Origin of the sequence: Herbaspirillum aquaticum, from assembly GCF_002213425.1 — a bacterium.
In the GTDB taxonomy this organism is placed as follows: domain Bacteria; phylum Pseudomonadota; class Gammaproteobacteria; order Burkholderiales; family Burkholderiaceae_D; genus Herbaspirillum; species Herbaspirillum aquaticum.
In genome coordinates, this window is the sequence record NZ_NJGV01000009.1 from 145,287 (window position 1) to 164,937 (window position 19,651).

General features: G+C 65.0%; 17 protein-coding genes. 8 read left to right on the plus strand and 9 right to left on the minus strand.

The window, feature by feature from the left end; genetic code table 11:
• The first annotated feature begins 9 nt into the window (after positions 1 to 9).
• The 5 genes from gabD (at position 10) to CEJ45_RS11865 (ending at position 6,352) form a co-directional block, all read left to right on the plus strand.
• Positions 10 to 1,467, plus strand: a complete 1,458-nt coding sequence (gabD, locus tag CEJ45_RS11845; RefSeq protein WP_167386295.1) for an NADP-dependent succinate-semialdehyde dehydrogenase — start codon at positions 10 to 12, stop codon at positions 1,465 to 1,467.
• Positions 1,468 to 1,953: 486 nt separating this feature from the next.
• Positions 1,954 to 3,285: an MFS transporter gene (locus CEJ45_RS11850; protein WP_088755308.1), complete on the plus strand. Its 1,332-nt coding sequence runs from the start codon at positions 1,954 to 1,956 to the stop codon at positions 3,283 to 3,285.
• Entirely contained in the window at positions 3,285 to 4,304 is a 1,020-nt protein-coding gene (locus tag CEJ45_RS11855; protein ID WP_088755309.1) for a histone deacetylase family protein, read from the plus strand. Before CEJ45_RS11850 ends, CEJ45_RS11855 begins: the two co-directional genes overlap by 1 nt.
• A gap of 31 nt (positions 4,305 to 4,335) precedes the next feature.
• Positions 4,336 to 5,310, plus strand: coding sequence for a LysR family transcriptional regulator (locus CEJ45_RS11860; RefSeq protein WP_088755310.1), 975 nt, complete (start codon positions 4,336 to 4,338; stop codon positions 5,308 to 5,310).
• 304 nt (positions 5,311 to 5,614) lie between these two features.
• Positions 5,615 to 6,352, plus strand: a complete 738-nt coding sequence (locus CEJ45_RS11865) for a type 1 glutamine amidotransferase (protein WP_088755311.1) — start codon at positions 5,615 to 5,617, stop codon at positions 6,350 to 6,352.
• Between the two features lie 12 nt (positions 6,353 to 6,364).
• On the opposite strand, the gene CEJ45_RS11870 is transcribed toward CEJ45_RS11865, so the two are convergent.
• The 4 genes from CEJ45_RS11870 to CEJ45_RS11885 all read right to left on the minus strand — a co-directional run bounded on the left by CEJ45_RS11870 (position 6,365) and on the right by CEJ45_RS11885 (position 11,581).
• Positions 6,365 to 7,255: a LysR family transcriptional regulator gene (locus CEJ45_RS11870; protein ID WP_088755312.1), complete on the minus strand. Its 891-nt coding sequence runs from the start codon at positions 7,253 to 7,255 to the stop codon at positions 6,365 to 6,367.
• A 91-nt stretch (positions 7,256 to 7,346) separates the two neighbouring features.
• A complete protein-coding gene (locus CEJ45_RS11875) occupies positions 7,347 to 9,410 on the minus strand; it encodes a 2Fe-2S iron-sulfur cluster-binding protein (RefSeq protein WP_088755313.1) in 2,064 nt (687 codons plus the stop codon).
• Positions 9,411 to 9,478: 68 nt separating this feature from the next.
• Positions 9,479 to 10,099 (minus strand): glutathione S-transferase family protein, encoded by a 621-nt coding sequence (locus CEJ45_RS11880; RefSeq protein ID WP_088755314.1) that lies wholly within the window; start codon positions 10,097 to 10,099, stop codon positions 9,479 to 9,481.
• A gap of 213 nt (positions 10,100 to 10,312) precedes the next feature.
• On the minus strand, positions 10,313 to 11,581 hold the full coding sequence (locus CEJ45_RS11885; protein ID WP_088755315.1) for an MFS transporter: 1,269 nt from the start codon (positions 11,579 to 11,581) through the stop codon (positions 10,313 to 10,315).
• Between the two features lie 89 nt (positions 11,582 to 11,670).
• Here CEJ45_RS11885 and CEJ45_RS11890 point away from each other — a divergent pair, with 89 nt between their 5' ends.
• A complete protein-coding gene (locus tag CEJ45_RS11890; protein WP_241517330.1) occupies positions 11,671 to 12,675 on the plus strand; it encodes an AraC family transcriptional regulator in 1,005 nt (334 codons plus the stop codon).
• A gap of 172 nt (positions 12,676 to 12,847) precedes the next feature.
• Entirely contained in the window at positions 12,848 to 14,008 is a 1,161-nt protein-coding gene (locus CEJ45_RS11895) for a GGDEF domain-containing protein (protein WP_088755317.1), read from the plus strand.
• 15 nt (positions 14,009 to 14,023) lie between these two features.
• On the opposite strand, the gene CEJ45_RS11900 is transcribed toward CEJ45_RS11895, so the two are convergent.
• Complete coding sequence (locus CEJ45_RS11900) at positions 14,024 to 14,770, minus strand: hypothetical protein (protein ID WP_088755318.1); 747 nt, start codon at positions 14,768 to 14,770, stop codon at positions 14,024 to 14,026.
• 14 nt (positions 14,771 to 14,784) lie between these two features.
• The gene (locus tag CEJ45_RS11905; RefSeq protein ID WP_088755319.1) at positions 14,785 to 15,864 is read right to left on the minus strand and encodes an alpha/beta fold hydrolase; all 1,080 of its coding nucleotides are present in this window, start codon (positions 15,862 to 15,864) and stop codon (positions 14,785 to 14,787) included.
• Between the two features lie 251 nt (positions 15,865 to 16,115).
• Between CEJ45_RS11905 and CEJ45_RS11910 the strand changes: the two genes are divergently transcribed.
• Entirely contained in the window at positions 16,116 to 16,331 is a 216-nt protein-coding gene (locus tag CEJ45_RS11910; protein WP_088755320.1) for a glycine zipper 2TM domain-containing protein, read from the plus strand.
• A gap of 118 nt (positions 16,332 to 16,449) precedes the next feature.
• Here CEJ45_RS11910 and CEJ45_RS11915 read toward each other — a convergent pair whose 3' ends face one another.
• From CEJ45_RS11915 to CEJ45_RS11925, 3 genes are read right to left on the minus strand one after another with little or no spacing between them, the layout of a single operon-like run.
• Positions 16,450 to 17,175, minus strand: a complete 726-nt coding sequence (locus tag CEJ45_RS11915; protein ID WP_088755321.1) for an SDR family oxidoreductase — start codon at positions 17,173 to 17,175, stop codon at positions 16,450 to 16,452.
• A gap of 14 nt (positions 17,176 to 17,189) precedes the next feature.
• Positions 17,190 to 18,845 (minus strand): FGGY-family carbohydrate kinase, encoded by a 1,656-nt coding sequence (locus tag CEJ45_RS11920; RefSeq protein ID WP_088755322.1) that lies wholly within the window; start codon positions 18,843 to 18,845, stop codon positions 17,190 to 17,192.
• A gap of 46 nt (positions 18,846 to 18,891) precedes the next feature.
• Positions 18,892 to 19,623 (minus strand): SDR family oxidoreductase, encoded by a 732-nt coding sequence (locus CEJ45_RS11925; RefSeq protein WP_088755323.1) that lies wholly within the window; start codon positions 19,621 to 19,623, stop codon positions 18,892 to 18,894.
• Positions 19,624 to 19,651: the final 28 nt, after the last annotated feature.

Genomic DNA, 19,651 nt, shown 5'->3' on the forward strand with positions numbered 1-19,651 from the left:
AGAACCGACATGCTGCAACAACTCAAAGATCCTTCCCTGCTGCGCCAGCAGGCTTACCTCAACGGCCAGTGGTGCGATGCCGACCAAGGTGGCAAGCACGAGGTCCACAATCCGGCCAACGGCAGCCTGCTGGGCAGCGTGCCCATGATGGGCGCGGCCGAAACCCGCCGCGCCATCGAAGCCGCCAACGCCGCCTGGCCGGCGTGGAAGAAGAAAACCGCCAAGGAACGCAGCGTCATCCTGCGCCGCTGGTATGAACTGATGATGGCCAATGCCGACGACCTGGCGCTGATCATGACGGCCGAGCAAGGCAAGCCGCTGGCCGAGGCCAAGGGCGAGATTGGCTACGCCGCTTCGTTCATCGAGTGGTTTGCCGAAGAAGGCAAGCGCACCTATGGCGATACCATTCCGTCGCCCTCGCCGTCGAACCGTATCGTGGTCATCAAGGAAGCCATCGGTGTCTGCGCTGCGATCACGCCGTGGAATTTCCCTGCTGCAATGATTACCCGCAAGGCCGGTCCCGCACTGGCCGCCGGCTGCCCGATGGTCTTGAAGCCCGCGGAAGCCACCCCCTTTTCGGCACTGGCCCTGGCGGTGCTGGCCGAGCGCGCCGGCATTCCGGCCGGGGTGTTCAGCGTGGTCACCGGCAGCGCCAAGGACATCGGCGGCGAGATGACCTCCAACCCCATCGTGCGCAAGATCAGCTTCACCGGCTCCACCGGCGTGGGCAAGCTGCTGATGGAACAGAGTGCATCGAGCATCAAGAAGCTCTCGCTGGAACTGGGTGGCAATGCGCCCTTCATCGTCTTTGACGATGCCGACCTGGACGCTGCGGTGGAAGGAGCGATTGCCTCCAAGTACCGCAATGCCGGCCAGACCTGCGTCTGCGCCAACCGGATTTACGTGCAGGACGGGGTGTATGACGCCTTCGCTGCCAAGCTGGTGGAAGCGGTCAAGAAACTGAAGGTCGGCGATGGCATGGAGAACGGCGTGACGCAAGGCCCGCTGATCAACGAGCAGGCCGTCAAGAAGGTCGAGCAGCACATCGCCGATGCCGTCGGCAAGGGTGCCCGCGTGCTGCTGGGCGGCAAGCGCCATGCGCTGGGCCACAGCTTCTTCGAACCCACCGTGCTGGCCGATGTGACGCCGGCCATGCAGGTGGCCCGCGAAGAGACCTTTGGTCCGATGGCACCGCTGTTCCGTTTCAAGACCGATGACGAAGCGGTGGCGCTGGCCAACGATACCGAATTCGGGCTGGCCAGCTATTTCTACTCACGCGATATCGGCCGCATCTGGCGTGTGGCAGAAGGGCTGGAGTCGGGCATGGTGGGGATCAATACCGGGCTCATCTCCAATGAAGTCGCGCCGTTTGGCGGCGTGAAGCAATCGGGACTGGGGCGTGAAGGGTCGCACTTCGGGATTGATGATTATCTGGTGGTGAAGTATTTGTGCATGGGAGGGATTTGATTCTCCCGTTGTGGTACTGATCAACGAAGTCAATCCGGCCGCGAAAGCGGCCGGATTTTTTTGGGTTGAATGCGAACGGCCGCTAGTTGCCAAACAAGGAACTGAACGGGTCCTCATAGCGCAACACACTCCCTTCGAGCATCTCCAACGGTGTAGGACGGCGCTGGTTTTTCGTACGCACGCCTGGAGAGCATGATTCCTCCGTGCTCGCGGAGCAGGCTTCTCCGATGGGCACATCGGCTTTCGGCTTGGATTTGGTCTCGTCTTGGGGATGCATTTTTTCCTCATCATCGAATCGTCACTATTCGCTTCAGAATCAAATATGCCCAAATCATCCATGCGGGTGAAATAAAAAAAATTGGCGGTCAAAACAATAGATAAGAATTCCGAATATAAAGGATTCAAAAAGCTAATTTTTCTTATGAGCGCGGCAGTCGTATAACTTCAGTTCCCCCTCACCTCGACAACCCCTCGGGAGACTGAACCATGCCTACCGCAGCATCACGTCACCAGCCCGTACGCGCCTCGCTGGCGGCCTTCGTCGGCACCATGATCGAATGGTACGACTTCTACATCTATGCCACGGCCTCCGCCCTGGTGTTCGGCAAATTGTTCTTTCCCACGACCAGCGGCTTCTACGGAACGCTGGCTTCCTTCGGCACCTTCGCCGTGGGCTTCCTGGCGCGGCCGCTGGGCGGTGCTGTGTTCGGCTATATCGGCGACCGCGCAGGCCGCAAGAAATCGCTGGTCATCACGCTCCTGATGATGGGCACGGTCACGGTCCTCATCGGACTGCTGCCGACCTATGCCAGCATCGGCATCTGGGCCCCCATCGCCCTGGTCGCCCTGCGCTTCATCCAGGGCATCGCGGTGGGCGGCGAATGGGGCGGTGCCGTACTCATGGCCAGTGAACATTCGCCGGACCAAAGCCGCCGCACCTTCCTGGCCTCCTTCGCGCAGTTGGGCAGTCCGGCCGGGCTGATCCTGGCCACGCTCATGTTCAAGCTGGTAAGCAGCTTGGACAATGCCGCCTTCCTCGACTGGGGCTGGCGCCTTCCCTTCCTGATGAGCGCGCTGCTGCTGGCGGTCGGTTTTGCGATCCGGCTCTCGGTGCAGGAGTCGCCGGATTTCCTGGATGAACAGCGGCGCCGCGCCGGCGCACCCGCTGCCGCCAAAGCAGAAAGCGCCCCCCTGGCCGAAGTGCTGCACGGTGCGCCCGGACTGCTGATGCTGGCCATCGGTGCAAACGTACTCGGAATCGCCGGCTTCTACTTTACCAATACCTTCATGTTGGTCTATACCACCCAATACCTGCATCTGGAGCGAGCCCTGGTATTGAACGGCTTGCTGCTGGTGTCGGTGATGCAATTCTTCATCACGCCTGTAGCCGCCCATCTGGCGCGGCTGTCGGGCAATCACCGTTTTCTGGTGACGATGGCGGCGCTCTCGGTCGTCTCGCCCTATGCCATGTTCTCGCTGGTCGACCTCGGTTCGCTGGCCAGCGTCACGGCCGGGGTCGCCATCGCCATCCTCTTCATCGGTGCGTATTACGCGGTCATCGCCGGCTTCGTCAGCGAAGCCTTCCCGACGCGGATCCGCTATACCGGCATCTCCATGGCCTACCAGGTCTCGGGGGCCATCTTCGGCGGCCTCACACCGCTCTTGGGTACGGTCCTGGCCGAGCAGTTCCGGGGCCAGTGGTGGCCGCTGGCGCTGCTGTTCTCATGTATCTCGCTGCTGTCGATGCTGTGCGTGGCGCGGCTGGGCCGGGATCGCGCCATCTCCATGTCTGAACGTCTGCACGTGCAGGAGAGCTGATGAAAACTTTTTACCATCCCGCACAAAAGCTGCACCACCCCCAGAGCTACTTCTCGCGCGGCAAGATGCGCATACCGCAGGAAGTGCCGGAACGGCTGGACGAACTGGCCGCCCAAGCCACGCATCTTGGCTTTGCGGTACAGGCACCACCGGATGCGGGAGCAGCCGCCATCAGCGCCGTACACGCGCTGGACTATCTGCAATTCCTGCAGGAGGCGCATGCGCAGTGGATGGCCTTGCCTGATGACTGGGGCCAGGAAGTGGTCTCCAACGTCTTCGTGCGCGAACCCAATCCACTGCGTGGCGTGCTGGCCAAGGCGGCACGCTACCTGGCCGATGGCAGTTGTCCGGTCGGGCCGCATACCTGGCAATCGGCTTACTGGTCGGCGCAATGCGCCATGGCCGGCGCGCAGGCGCTGCTGGAGGGCGAACGGCGTGCCTATGCGCTGTGCCGCCCGCCCGGCCACCACGCGCGGCGCGATGCGGCTGGCGGGTTCTGCTACCTGAACAATGCCGCCATCGCCGCCCAGATGCTCAGTGAAAAGCACCGCCGCGTCCTGATCCTCGATACCGACATGCATCACGGCCAGGGCATCCAGGAAATCTTTTACGCACGGCGTGACGTGATGTACATCTCCATCCACGGCGACCCGGAAAATTTCTATCCCGCAGTGGCGGGTTTCGAAGAGGAACGCGGCAGCGGCGAGGGGCTGGGCTACAACCTCAATCTGCCCATGCCGCACGGCTCGCCCGAAGCGGTGTTCTTTGCGCGGCTGGCGCAGGCTTGCCGCGCCATTGCGCTGTATCAGCCGGAGGTACTGGTACTCGCGCTGGGCTTCGACATCTTCGAGAAAGACCCGCAGGCCGTGGTGGGCGTGAGCAGCGCCGGGTTCGAGCGGCTGGGGCGCGAGGTCGGCGCATTGGGCTTGCCCACGCTGGTAGTGCAGGAAGGCGGTTACTATCTAGCCGGATTGCAGGACAACGCGGCACGCTTCTTTGCCGGACTGGAGTCCGCTTGAATCATTACGATCTTCCTTCGCCGAGCCCCTCATGCGCCACGATCCCGCCAGCCTGCGCCCGCCCCTGCCCGCGTTCTCCTCCGAGCGCATGGACTGGAATCTGTTGCGCACCTTCATGTTCGTGGTGCAGGAGCGCGGCGTTGGCCGCGCCGCCAGCACACTCTGCCTGAGCCAGCCGGCGGTCAGCCAGGCGCTGCGGCGGCTGGAAGACAACCTGGGGGGCGTGCTGCTGCACCGGCGCCATGGCGAATTCCGCCTGACCCCGTTGGGCGAGGAAATCTATGCCGTGGCGCGCGAGATGTATGGCATGGTGGCGCGCATCGAGGTCGCTGCCGGCCATGCTGGCGAGGACGTGGCGGGCACGCTGCGCCTGCTGCTGATGAGCCGGGTGCAGAGCACGGCGTATGACGATTTCCTGGCGCGATTCCATCGTCGCTATCCGCGCGTGGAATTCCGTATCGATGTCATGCAGAGCGCCGCCATTCTCGACACCCTGGCCAAGGGCAGCAGCGGGCTGGGCTTGTGTCTGTGCCGCAAGCCAGTGGATAAACTGGAACGGCGGCTGTTCCTGCGGCATCGCTATGTGCTGGTGTGCGGACGGCATCATCCGCTGTTTGCCCAACGCAGTGTCAGCATGGCCGAACTGCTGGTGCAGAATTTCGTCTGTTTTGCCAGCGACCAGCTGGGCGATACGCTCTCGCCATTGACAGTCTTTCGGGATCAGCAGGGGTTCACCGGCCATATTGTGGCCACCTCGCCGCACGTGGAAGAGATCCGTCGCCTGGTGATCGCAGGCGTCGGCCTGAGTTTCCTGCCCGAGCACCTGATCGGACCGGACGTGGCCGATGGCCAGTTGAAGGAACTGCCACTGGGCGGGCCGGTGGCCGAGATCGACGTCTTCCTGACCTGGCATGGAGGGCGCAAGCTGTCTGCGCCGGAACAAGCATTTCTGTCGTCCTTCGAGCGATTCCTCCAGCGGGTGCCGCTGGAGGTCAGGACGGCGTGAACGGATGACGATGAGCCTGCTCAGGAGCACGTTGGCTTGCGCTTGCTGACACCTTGGCATTCAAGCTAAAAGAGCGAAATTGCTCTTTTCATCGTGTTTGAGTCGATTATTTCTTTAACAGAGCAATTTTGCTCTTTTAACTAAAAACATCTCAACACAGCAGTGGCCGATTGTTCGTCGCCAAGCGCCAAGCGCTTTACCCGGCGTTTACACATTCAACCAAAAATACAACCAGATTTTTACGTCCCCCATCCTACATTGACGTCTCCTCCACTACGGACCGGCCCAAGCCCGTCCCCCGTTCATGAGACCGATCGCCATCCTCCAGCATGAAAGCACGCAGGGTCCCGGTGTCCTGCTCGATCATCTGGAACAACACGCCCTGCCCTATCGCCTGTTCCATCCCGCCGCAGGAGGCGATGCCCCGCGCGATGCCAGCCAGTTTTCCGGCATCGTCACGCTGGGCAGCGACCGCAGCGTCAATGAAGACCTGCCCTGGATCCACGCCGAACACGCTCTCCTGCAAGATGCCCTGGCCCGCGACGTTCCGGTGCTGGGCCACTGCTTCGGGGCCCAATTGCTGGCCCGCGCCATGGGCGCGCAGGTCAGCCGCAACCTCTGCGCCAACATCGGCTGGAGCCCGGTCTGGGTCACGCCGCCCGCGCAGCAGCACATGGGACTGGCTCGCCAGGTCACCATCTTCAACTGGCATTACGACACCTTTGAAATTCCCGTCGGCGCCGTGCGCACCATGTATGGCAGCCACTGCCTCAACAAGGGATTCATGCGCGGCAGGCAATGGGGTTTCCAGGGGCATCTCGAAGTGACCGAAGAGAGCGTGCGCAGCTGGTGTGCCGCCGGTCGCGGCGAACTGCTGCGTGCATGCGGCCCGGCTGCACAGAGCCAAACACAGATCCTTGACCAGTTGCCGGAGCGCATCGCCGCCCTGCGCCTGGTCGCCGACCAGGCCTACGCGGCCTGGACACGCCAGCTGGACCGCCCCCTGCGCATTTCAGTGCGGGCACCCGCGTATTACGGATGAGCCCGGCAGCGCTCAGAGGAATGCAGGATGCGCCCGCAAGCGGCTCACGGCCAGATCGATGAAGGCGCGCACCTTGGCCGGCGAGCGCCGTCCTTCCGGATAGAGCACGTGGATAGGCAGGGGCGGCTCTTCGAACTCGCGCATGACCCGCTGCAGGCGCCCGGCCTGCAGGTCGGCCGCCACCTGGTAGGCCAGCACGCGCGTCAAGCCCCAGCCCTGGCGGGCAGTGCTGATGGCGGCTTCATTGGTATTGGTCTGCAGGGCCGCGTCGATCACCACACGCTGGCCATCGGCAAAGCGCCATTCCGGCGAAGCCCAGGCGCTGGTGGACGTGACGATGCGATGCTGCTTCAGATCGGCGGGCGAGGTCGGCGTGCCATGCTGGCGCAGATAGTCGGGTGAGGCACAGATCACGCGGCTGACCGAACCGACCTGGATGGCCGTGAATCCCGAATCCGGCAGATGGCCGATGCGCACCGCCACATCCATCCCCTCTTCCACGATGTTGACCGGGCGATCCACGAAGAACGTGCGCGCCCGCATGCCCGGATAGAGATCGAGATATTCCGTGACGATGGGCAGCACATGCAACTGCCCGAACAGCAGGGCCGCCGTCACCGACAGCGTGCCCGAGGGCTGGTCGTAATGACCGGCCGCGGCCGCTTCGGCTTCAGCGATTTCGGCCAGGATGCGGCGGCAGTCTTCCAGATAGCGGGCCCCGGCTTCGGTGGTCTTGACCGAGCGCGTGGTGCGCACCAGCAGCCGCGCACCGACCAGCTCTTCCAGCCCCGCCACGGTGCGGGTGATCACCGGCGCACTCAACTGCATCTGCCGCGCCGCCTTGGCAAAACTGGCGGTCTCGGCCACTTGCACGAAGATTCGCATTGCCAGCCATCGGTCCATGTGCCTTCCTTGCCTGCCTGTCGGAGAAGGTCGCATTATGCCCTCTTCAGCGGCATCCGGAGCGGGACTTTCCAAAGCCTTCATCTCGCCCTCACAGCGCCAGCTCCAGGCGCCGCGCATCCGTGCCAGATGGCTTGGCCGGACGCGCACAGCACAGCAGCACCTCGCCTTCGCCCACGCTGGCCTGCGGCGGCTTGAGGTAAGTCACTTCGCCACCCAGCAAACGGGTGCGGCAAGTACCGCAGTGGCCTTCGCGGCAACTGAACTCGGGCGAGAGGCCGCGTGCTTCGGCCAGCTCCAGCAAGCTGCCGGAATCAGGTGTCCAGCGGGCTTCCTTGAGGCTTTCCATGAAGATCACGGGCACGGCCGTGTCCGCCACCGGTGGCAGCGGCACGGCCGCCGTGACGGTGTTTCCCGTGCGGGTGAGCGAGGCTGGACCAAAGGCTTCGGCATGGATGCGCTCGTCATCGATGCCGAATCCGCGCAAGCCGTCATAGAGCCCCTGCATGAAGCCGCCCGGACCGCACAGGTAAAACTCGTAATCGCCAAACGGCAGGCTGCGCGAGAGCAGGTTCATGTCGATACGGCCGGCGGCGTCGAACGCGTCGCCCTCGCGGGCGTCGGTGGTGTCACTGAGCACCCGTACCAGCTGGACCGCACCGCGTGAGGCCGCCACCAGCTCGGCCAGCTCAGTGTCGAAAGCGCGCTCGCCCAGCGTACGGGCGGCATAAAACAAGATGGCCGGGCGCATGCGCTGGCGGCGCAGTCCTTCCTGGACGAGGTGGCGCAGCATGGCCATCATCGGCGTAATGCCCACGCCTGCGGCCAGCAGCACTACCGGCCGGTCCGAGGCGGTATCGAGGATGAAGTCGCCCGCCGGGGCGCGCGCCTCGATGCGGTCGCCCTCGCGCAGCTGCGCATGCAGGTACTGCGACACCACGCCCTCGCGCTTGACGCTGATGCGGTAGTGCCCCTCGTGCGGCGCCGAGGACAAGGTGTAAGTGCGGATCAACGGCGCGGTCCCGGCCTCGGTCTGCACCCGAATCGGCAGGTGCTGGCCCGGCAGCGCCGGCAGCAGCCCGGCGCCATCATCGGCCACCAGGTGGAAGGAACGGATGGTGTCGCTTTCCTGCACGATGCGCGCCACCTTCAGGCTGCGCCACTGGCCCGCCAGGGCCTGGGCGCGCAGGCGCTCGGCGGCTAGCTGCCAGTCGCCCGTCATGACCGCATACGGCGAAAAGGCGTGCTCCTGGAACGCCCAGCGCAAGGCCAGTGCTGCAGGACGGCGCACGATACGCTGCGGGCGGAAGGTCCACAGCCGCTCGGCCCCCTCGAAGGCGGCGATCTCGGGGGAATCGAGGATCACCTCGGCCTGCCCGCTCATCTGCAAGACATCGCCCGAGGCATAGTCCACAAAGAGCAAACCCGCACGGCCATTGAGCACGATGTTGCCCAGGGTGGAAAAGAACAGGTTGCCGTTGAAGTCCGGCACGGTCAGCACGCCCTCTTCATCGACCCGGACGAACCCCGGCTTGCCGCCCCGATGCGAGACATCCACCTGGCGCCGTCCTTCCAGGTCGGCATAGGTGGCCACGAAGAAGGCATCGGCGCCGGCGATCAAGGCACGGGCTGCTTCGTCCAGTGTGGCCAGCCTCTCGACCTGGTCGGTGCGCGCCTCGCCCGGCTCGCGGGCAAAGGAATAGTCGCGCAGCTGGATGTAGCGCGGGCAATTGCCGAAGCTCTGGTCCACCTGCACGCGCCATCCGTCGGCCAGCGGCGCGAGCACGCCATTCATCCGGTTGCGGCGCCGCGTGTGCATCTCGATGCCCAGCAGGCCGACCGGCGCGCCTGCGGCCATGCCGGCGGCGGCCGGGTCGCAGGCGGCGGGACGGGCGTGCATGTCCAGCTGGGTCGGCGCAGGCGAGGCCAGGAAACCCGGATGGCCTTCGAGGAAGGTGGCCCATGCATCGCCCGACGCATCGACGCTGCCCACTACGATGAAGGGCAGCTGGCCGTAGAAATCACGGTGCTGCTCGGGCATGAAGTCGCGGACCACGCGCTGCCCCACGGACTCCATCTTGTCGGCCACGCCGAGTTGCGCTTGCAGTTGTTTCTCACCGGCATGCCAGGTCGGTAGCTTGGGGAAAGTGCTCATGACGGACCTCTCGAAAAGACAGTGCAAGCAATCGCCGTGACGACGGCCAGGGAAATGGGCCCGGACAATCAGGCCTGGGTAGCCCGCAGGCCAGCGGCCGTGCGCGGGAAGGGTACGAAGCCCGGCAGGGCCTCGATGCGCTCCAGCAAGCCCAGCACGGCCGGATAGGCGCTCAGGTCGACGTTGCCCTCGGGTGCGCCGGCCAGGTAGCTGTAGACGGCCACATCGGCGATGGTCGGGTGATCGGCGGCCAGCCACTGGCGCGTTGCCAGATGCTGCTCCATGCGGCCCAGCAGCAGGTGCGCGCGCTGGATCACTTCTTCCGGATTGAAACGGGCGCCGAAGACGGTAATGAGGCGTGCGGCGGCCGGGCCATAGGCCAGCTCACCGGCGGCCACCGACAGCCAGCGCTGCACGGCGGCGGCGCCCTTGGCATCCTCGGGCAGCCAGTCGGTGCGGCCGGCCTTCTTGGCCAGGTAGACCAGGATGGCGTTGGAGTCGGCGATGACGACTTCCCCATCTTCCAGCACCGGCACCTGGCCGAAGGGATTCAAGGCGAGGAAGGCCGGCTGCTTGTGGGCGCCACCGGCCAGGTCCACGTGAACCAGCTCGGCCTCCAGGCCCAGCAGCGAAGCGAACAGGACGGCGCGATGAGCGTGGCCGGAGAGGGAGAAATGATGGATCTTCATGGGAGGGCTCCTGGTGGGTTGGGTCGGTCAGGGAGTTGTTCCTTGACCGTGACGCCAGTGTGGAGCCAAGCGCAGATGAAGAGAATCCGTGCCATCGGCACTTCTTTATTGCACAGGCAGGAATAATGCAGCGGAAATGAAAACGGCTTCCGGTGACAAGCCGGAAGCCGTCAGGCGCTCACACCGGGCCAGCACGGGACCCGGCGTATCCGTTCAGAAATGCGCATTGCCCCCGACCGGCGCACCGCCGCCGCGCGGTCCATAGCGCAGCGTCAGCAAGGTGCCGAGCGTAATGGCGATGAGGGCGAAGATCGGTCCGCCCAGCGCGCCCACATGGTCCACCAATACGCCGCCGCCGATGGCGCCACTGGCGATGGCCACCTGGAAGGCGGCCACCAGCAAGCCACCCGCACCTTCTGCGTGGTCCGGCGCAGCCCGCACGATCCAGGTCTGGAAGCCGACCGGGAAGGCCCCGAAGGCGAAGCCCCACAGCGTGATGGCGATGGCCGCCACCAGCGGCGAGCTGCCTGCCACCCACAGGGAAGCGGCCAGCAGCGCGATGAGCGTGCCGCCGCTGACGATGGCATAGCGTTCGCTGCGTTCAGCGATGAAGCCCCCGGCAAAGTTGCCGAAGAAACCGCCCACGCCATAGCCCAGCAGCACGGCCGAGATCGTCGCCACCGACATGTGGGTGATCTGCTCCATCAGGGGGCGGATGTAGGTGAACCCGGCAAAGTGGCCGGAGACCACCAGCAGCACCGCCAGCAGCGCCACCCGCACATCCTTGCGGCCCAGTAGTTCGGCCAGCACCTTGAGGCTGGGATGGTCCTTGGGCGGCAGGCGCGGAATGGCGATCCACTGGATCGCAAAGGCCACCAGGCTCACCACGCCGGCTGCCACAAAGGCGCTGCGCCAGCCCCACAGGTTGCCCATGTAGGCGCCGATGGGCGCAGCACACACGGTAGCCACCGAGACCCCGGTGAGGATCAGCGACATGGCGCGTGCGAAGAGATGGTCCGGTACCAGGCGCATGGCCAGCGCCGCCGCCATCGACCAGAAGCCGCCCAGCGCCACGCCCAGCAGCACGCGCGCTACCAGCAGGACCGGCAGGCTGGGCGCGGTCACGGCCAGGACATTGGACACCAGCAGCAGCAGGGTCAGCATCAGCACCACGCGCTTGCGGTCGATGTTGCGGGTCAGCAGCGGGATGCTGGGGGCGGCCACGGCACCGACGATGGCCGTGGCAGTGACGGCCTGGCCGGCCGCGCCGTCGGAGACGTGCAGGTCGGTGGCGATGGCCGTCAACAGGCTGGCGGGCAGGAATTCAGCAGTGACCAGGCTGAACACGCCCAATGCCAGGCTGGCAATGCCGCTCCAGTTGGCCGGGATGTCTTGCGCTGCCTTGTGGGCAGGCGCCGCAGGGCCGCTGGCCGGGGCCGCCGTCTCGGTCAGCGGGGCCTCGATGATGCCGGGGTTGGACATGGGAAAACCTTTCTTGTGACGTTTTATGACTGGGTAGCGCAGTCTATGGTTAAATGTCTGGACTTTCCATGCCGATATTTCGCAAAGATATGACTATTCGTCCAAATCTCCCGGAAATCACGGAGTGCGCCCCCAAGGACCGTCCCGCCGATGGCGTCGATCCCCTGACCGAGATCCTGCTGGGCCTGCGGCTCGATGGCGTCGAGTACGCCCGCTATGTGCTGCACGAGCCCTGGGCAGTGGCCTTCCCGGCGCGGCGCGAGGCGACCTTCCACTTCATCGCCCAGGGCAGTTGCTGGATACAGGTCGGCCAGCAAGACTGGCTGCAGCTCAATGCAGGCGATGCGGTACTGCTGCCGCGCGGCTCGGCGCATGCGCTAGCCAGTGCGCCTGCCCTGCCGACGGTGGCGATCGGCAAGCTGGCACGCAAGGCGGTGGCGGACAATCTGTTCCTGGTCGATGACAGTGCGCATGCCCAATCCGATACCGGCATGGCCACGCCGCCTACGCATGTGGTGTTCTCCGGTACGCTGCGCTTCAACCTCGACCCGCTGCACCCGCTCTTGATGATGATGCCCGAGGCCATGCGTGCCTGTGACCTGGCCCAGCGCGATCCGGCGGTGCTGGCCCTGCTCGATGCGATGGAGCGCGAAGTGGCCCTCAATCGCATCGGTGCCTGCGGCATCCTGGCGCGCCTGGCCGACGTGCTGGCCGCCAGCATCATCCGTGGCTGGGTGGAATGCGCCTGCAGCGATGCCAGCGGCTGGATCGCAGCCGTGCGCTGCCCCTTGGTCGGACGGGTGCTGGCGGCGGTGCACCAGCATCCGGAACGCGACTGGTCAGTCAATGAACTGGCGGCCTTGATGGGAGCCTCGCGTTCCAGCTTCATCGAGAAGTTCTCGGCCACCGTGGGCGAGACCCCGGCCAAGTACGTGGCCCGCGTCAAGATGTTCCAGGCGCGCCACTGGATCGCCCGCGACGGCTTGCGGGTGGCGGTGGTGGCCAACCGCCTGGGCTACGATTCGGAAGCATCGTTCAGTCGCGCTTTCAAGCGCATCATCGGACATCCGCCCAGCGCCGCGCGCCTGTCCTGAGAGCCTTGCAGGGCGTGCGTTTGCGCCCTGGTTTTGCGCATCGGAAATATTGCCGGAAGGGATGTGTGAAGAAGCCTTCATTTCCCCTGTACTCGCCCATTGCGCTTGGCTATGATCGCTAGCGGGGACTAGCCTGCCGGGACAGGCGGATGGCAAAGCGCAAGGGGACGCTATGCATTATCAGATCGTGCACGCCTTCGGGGCCGGAGTGTATTGCGTCTTCATCGCGCTGTTCCTGCTGGCCGCGCGCATCCCGCGCACGCCGCCCGGTGCCAACTGGTTTGCCGCTGCCATCAGCTGTGCCTTGCTGGGCCGGCTGGCGGTGCTCTATCTCACGCCGCTGGGTGAACTGGCACTGGCCAATCCGGTGTATGGCAGTTTCCTGATCTTGGAGAAGGTGCTGCTGGTGATGGGCTTCGTGCGCTTCTTCGAGCTGCAACATCGCACCATGCTGGTACGCGCCATCTGCGTGAGCGCCGCCGTTGCCGAACTGTGGATGCTGTGGTCCAACAACCAGCTGGCCCTGCCGCTCATCAAGAGCACCAGCTATGCCCTCTTCAACGTCTTCGTGCTGGCCAGCCTGAGCTGGATGCTGCTGCGCGACGACATCGATTGCCCGCGCCTCATCCGCCGCTGCATGGCCACTGCCTGCATTGCGCTGACGGTGCACTGGGCCAGCGGTGGCCTGGTCGGGCACTTCTATCCGCCCTGGCTGCGCTATGGCTTCCTGCTGGGCACGGCGCTGGTGGCGCTGCAGTACATGAGCCTGCTCACGGCCATCCTGGCACTGTTCCACCGGCGCCTGCTGCAGGCCGAGGCCAAGGCCCTCAAACTGGCATTCAAGGATCCGCTCACGGGCCTCTACAACAAGCATTTCATGAACAACCTGTTCGACCAGGCGCTGCTGCTGGCCACGCGTCCGCATCACCTGGTGGCCGTGTATTACATCGACCTGGACAACTTCAAACCCGTCAATGACCAGGCCGGGCATGCGGTCGGTGACAAGGTCTTGATGTGCGTGGCGCAGCGCTTGAAGGAGGCCGTGCGCAGCACCGACATCTGCGCCCGGCTGGGCGGGGATGAATTCACCGTGATCGCCACCCAGCTGGAGCGCCAGGACCAGGCCCCGGAAATCGCCAAGAAGCTGCTGGCCAAGCTGGCCGCCCCCATCGAGGTCGGACACCAGCAATTCGTCCTGGGCGCCAGCATCGGCATCAGCCTGTATCCCAGCCATGGACAAGACCTGTCGCGGCTGCTGGAGCAGGCCGATGCGGCCATGTATCACGTCAAGCACCGGGGAAAGAGCGGATATGAACTTTACACCGCAGGATAAGGCGCAGCGCGCCTGTCAGAAGCCCACTTGCAGCCGCATGGTGAAGGTACGCGCACTGAGGGTGGCATTGCTGCCGAACAGGTAGGCGGCCTCGTATTTCACGAACTGATGCCCCATGCGCAGCGTACCGAACAGCGCCGGTCCGGCGCGATGCGACTGCTGATCGCGCGTGGCCCAGTGATCCCATCGTCCCAGCTCGCCGAAGCCCTGCAGCCCGAAGTTGAACCAGGGCCGCCAGTGCTGACGCACCTGCCATTGATAGACCAGTTGTGTCGGTCCGTCGCGCTGGCTGCGGTAGTCCCGCTGCAGGAACAGGTTGGCGTTGAACTGCGTGCGCCACCATTCGGTTTGCAGCGCCGGTCCCCACTCCAGTGAATAGCCGTCGCGCTGGCTGTTGCGATACTGGCCGACATCAGTGTGGATGGCCAGGTCGAAGGGATATTCCCCTTGCGTGAGCAGGACATCGTTCTGCCAGTTCATGCTCAGCATCTGCGTGCCCTGCACGGCATCCTGCTGGGTCACGCCATACAGCTCGGTGTACCAGCGCGAATTGACGCCATAAGCGATCCCCAGCTCGGGCGAGCCGATCGGCGGGCCGACGCTGGCCTTGGCGTTCCAATACTTGTAATCCAGCGTCCACTGGCCGGGGTCGGAATAGACGCTGACCAGGTAGTAGCCGGTGCCGGCCTGCGCCGGCCGCACCCCGGCGGCCAGCAGCAGCACGGCCAGCACCAGGCCGGCACGCCCGTTGCGCTTGTGCATCACTGGCTCCGGAGTCAGCGGGCGGGCAGGCCCTGGATGAACTGCGTCAGCTCGCGCACGTAGAAGCGCGCCATGCCGGTGGTGCCATGGCCACGCGTCTCGGCGCTGGCCGGGATCAGCAGCAGCTGTGCGCCCGGCACTTCCTTCAGCGCGGCCTGCATGATGCCGGTCTCGGGCGGGTTGCGTTCATCGTCGGCGGAATTGATGGCCAGCACCGGCACCTTGATCTTCGACAGACCCGGCGCGGCGTTGTAGTCGGCCGAGGAACCCCACTGGTAGATGAAGTCATTGGCATCCGCCGTCACCGGCGCGGCCAGGCGCTCGTCGACCAGCTTGTCGGCCTGGGCATGGGTGCCGGCCATGGCCTGGTAGGCCAGCGTGCCGCCATTGGTGGCGAAGACGAACATGTTGTTGGCCAGGCGCAGCGACGGCGGCTGGGTGGTGTAGTTGCCGTTGTTCCAGGCCGGGTCCTGCTTGATCGACTCCACCAGCATGCGCCGCATCATCCAGTTGCGGCTGGCCATTTCGGTCGGCTGCGAGGCCATCGGTACCAGGCCATCGGCGAAGCCGGGATAGGTACCGCCCCAGATCCAGGTCTGCATGCCGCCCATGGAATTGCCGATGATCAGGCGCAGGTGCGAAATGCCCATGCCCTCGGTCAGCATGCGGTATTGCGCCAGTACCATGTCGTCATAGTTGTATTGCGGGAAAGCCGCGCGCAGGCCGTCGGAGGGCTTGGTGGACTTGCCCACGCCGATGCCGTCCGGAATGATGATGAAGTACTTGCTGGCATCCAGTGGCTGGCCGGGACCAAAGAGCTGGCCGCCGAAGTCCTTGGACAGCATCGCACCGGCGCTCTGGTAGGTGCCGTGCAGCACCAGCACCGCCGGATTGCTGCGCTCGCCCAGGGTGACGTAGTGCAGGCGCAGGTTCTCCAAGGTCTGGCCGGTATGGAACTGGAAGTGCGGCGCCACCCAGCTGCCTTCCACCGGCTTGGCCGGTTCGGCAGCGCAAAGCGGCGCAGCAGCCAGCAGCAGGCTGGCAGAGGTGAGCAACAGGCGGGCCGCCCGGCGCAGGCTTGAGGTCAGGTTCATGAGGTCTCTCTGGTCTGTTTATTGTCAAAAATAGTCGACGCACCGCCCCTTTTCCCAAGGGCTGGTACGGCGCAGGCCAAAGTATGTAACAACTGTAAGAGAACGTGTTGCAACTCGAATCTTTTCGAGGTCAAGCTGGTCTATTGCCATACCCGCTCCCGTGTGAAGACCTCCATAGGGCAGCATGCGCGAGCCGGACCCTCATTCAAAAAACGTCGGGAACCAGCCCAACTTTCGATCAGGAAAAAATCATGAAAACACTGCACAAGATCGCTGCCATTTCCATCACTGCCATTGCGCTCACCGCCATGACCGGCTGCAGCAACATGAGCACCCGCGACAAGAACACCGCCATCGGGGCCACCGTCGGTGCCGTGGGCGGCGCCATCCTCACCGGCGGCAGCGGCATCGGTACCGCCGGCGGTGCGGCCGTGGGCGGCGTGATCGGTCACCAGATCGGCCGCTGATCCCCGTCAAGTTTCGTCAAGTTTCGTCAAATTTGCGCGGCGAATGCCGCGCGCAGCATCGCCAGGGCGGTCTTCGGGCCGCCCTTGTCGCGTCTGGAGAGGGCCATGGCGGGCACCGCTAGACGGCCAGGAAGCCGCCGTCCACCGGCACCACCGCCCCCGTGAGCATGGCCGCATCCCTTGAGAGCAGCATGGCGATGCTGCGCGCCACGTCCTCGGCGGAAGCGAAGCGCTGCAAAGGATGGCGCACCATCATCGGTGCCGACTTGGCCGGATCGCTCCAGGCTGCCTCGGCCAGTTCGGTCAGGGTGATGGTCGGCGCCACCGCATTGACGCGGATACCATGCACGCCCAGTTCCTTGGCCAGTACCCGCGTCGCGCCTTCCAGGCCGGCCTTGGAAGCGGCATAGCAGAGATGCTCGGCGAAGCCGCGATGGCCGGCAATGGAGGTGATGTTGACGATGGCACCCCCGCCACCAGCCGCGATACGGGCCAGGGCGAAGGCCTGGCAGGTGATGAGGGCGGCGCGCAGGTTGACGCCCAGCACGGCCTCATAGCCTGCATCGGTCATTTCCGTACTGGATTGCAGCACGTTGATGCCGGCGCTGTTGATGAGGAAGTCCGCGGTGCCGGCCTGTGCCATGGCGCGCCGGGCGGCCGCCGGATCGGCCAGGTCGACCTGTACCGAACGGCCGCCGATTTCCTCCCGCAAGCTCGCCAGGTCGCTGGCCGTGCGTGACAAAGCGATCACCTCGGCGCCGCGCTGCGCCATCAACCTGGCACAGGCGCGGCCTATGCCTTTGCCGGCGCCGGTGATGATGACCGACGTTCCTGAAAATTCCATCTGCTTGTCTCCATTCAGTGAGACGCTGCGGCGGGCGCGGACTGCGCCGCCAACAGCGGGGCCAGGCTGTCGCGTACCTCGCGCGCCAGTTGCTGGCTCTTGAGAAAGGCCTGATAACGCACCTCATGCAGGCGGCCGATGGCCTCCCCCACTGGCGCATTGCGCCCGGCCACGCTGGACATGGATGCCATCGCGGTCTGCAGGTCGGCATGCGTGCCGGCCGCGACCGCCGCCAGCATGGCCGATCCCAGCAGCACCGGCTCCGGGCAGGCGGTGATTTCCACCGGCAGGCCGGTGGCATCGGCCAGCAACTGGCGCGTCAGCGGATGCGTACCGGCACCGCCCGAGACCGAAATGCTGGCGATGCGCACCCCGCATGCCGCCTGCGCTTCGATGATCTGGCGCAGGCCGTAGCCCAGGCTGCACAGTCCCGCCACATAGAGCGCCACCAGGCTGTCGATGTCGTGCTCCATGCCCAGCCCCAGCAGCACCGCACGGGCCTGCGGATCGGCCAGCGGCGAACGGTTGCCGAGGAATTCCGGCACCACGTTGAGCTGTCCGGCCAGCCACACCGCCTGCGCCGGTTGCGCCACCGACGCCAGCGCGCGCGCGGCCAGCCACTGCGGCAATTCCATCCCTTCAGCGGCGGCCAGCTGGCGCGCTTGCGGCGTGGCCGGATGCAGCGTGAGCAGATGATCGATGGCCGCGCCCGCCGCAGACTGCCCGCCTTCGTTGAGCCACATGCCGGGCGCCATGGCGTTGTAATACGGACCCCACACCCCGGGCACGAAGACGGCTTCGGCATTGCTGGTCATGGTGCAGGAAGACGTACCGAACACATAGGCCATGCAAGCTGCTGCATCCTCCGCACCACCGCGCGCAGCGACCGTGCCGACGCCGCCCGCATGCGCATCGATCAGTCCGGCCGCCACCGCGATGCCGGGCCGCAACTGCAATTGCTGCGCAGCCTCGGGCGACAAGCCGCCATTCAAAGCGGTACCGGGCCACACCACTTCCTGGCCAATGCGCGCAAAGCCTTCCTCGGCCAGATCGCCCAGGCCGATGCGGCGGAAGTAATCGGCATCCCATCGTCCTTCATGCGCCAGATAAGTCCACTTGCAGGTCACGGTACAGGACGAGCGCTGCAGCGAACCCGTCGCCTTCCAGGTCAGGAAGTCGGTGAGATCGAAGAACTGAGCAGCGCCGAAATACACCTCCGGCAAGTGCTCCTTCAACCACAGCAGCTTGGGCGTCTCCATCTCCGGCGAGATCACGCCACCCACATAGGACAGCACCGCATGCCCGCCCGCATTGATGCGCTGCGCCTGCTCCAGCGCACGGTGATCCATCCACACGATCACATCGCGCTCGGGATGGTCGGCATCGCCCACGCCGGCCGGCGCGCCTTGCACGACCAGCGAACAGGTGGCATCCACGCCGATGCCGGTGACGCTCTGCGGATCAATGCCGGCCTTGGCAACGGCACCCCGCACCGCGTGGCATACCGCGTCCCAGATCTGGGCACTGGATTGTTCGACGCGCGCGCGGCGCTCGTCGCGGAAGAGATCGATGTCATGTTTGGCGCTGCCACACAGCTTGCCGCTGCGATCAAATACGCCGGCCCGGGCCGAGCCGGTACCGACATCGATGCCGATCAGATAGGTCTCCATCTTTCCTCGCTGGTTTGGAAATGGGCCACCTGCCGCGTTGACTGACTCACACGCGATCGAAATTGGTGGGGAGCACGAGCATATCGCGGATGGTCACGTTGCGGTTGCGGGTCAGCATGTACTCGACCGCATCGGCCACTTCCGAGGGCTCGATCAGGCTGCCCGATTCCTTGGCCAGGCGCAGGTTCTCTTCCGGCCAGTCGGCCAGCAGTGCCGAGATCACCGGGCCGGGCGAGACCTGGCCGACGCGCACGCCATGGGGAATCATCTGGCGTCGCATGGTCTGCACGAAGCAGGTGATGGCCCATTTGGAACCCGCATAGACCGGCTCCCAGTAAGTCGGGAAATGCCCGGCCACCGAGCAGGTGACGATGATGTCGCCGGTCTTGCGCGCGATCATGTGCGGCGCCACGGCATGCACGTTCTTCATCACCGCATTGACGTTGAGGTTGAGCATCTTGTCGATGGCCTCGGGCGTGGTATCGACCAGCTCGCCGCCGATGTAGGTACCGGCATTGCAGTAGAGGATGTCGATGTGGTCGACCTTGGCCAGGATCTCCGGCACCATCGCCGCGCAGTTGTCGGCGTCCAGCAGGTTGGTCACCTGGGGGATCGCTTGCGGACCCAGCCGTGCGGCCAGTTCGTCCAGGGCCTTGGCGTTCCAGTCCACCATCACCACGGTCACGCCATTGGCCAGCAGCTTTTCGGTGGTGGCCAGGCCGATGCCGGAGGCGGCACCGGTGATGACGGCGATCTTGCCATCGAGAGATTGGGTCATGTTCTGTCTCCTTGTGAATGAAATTGAG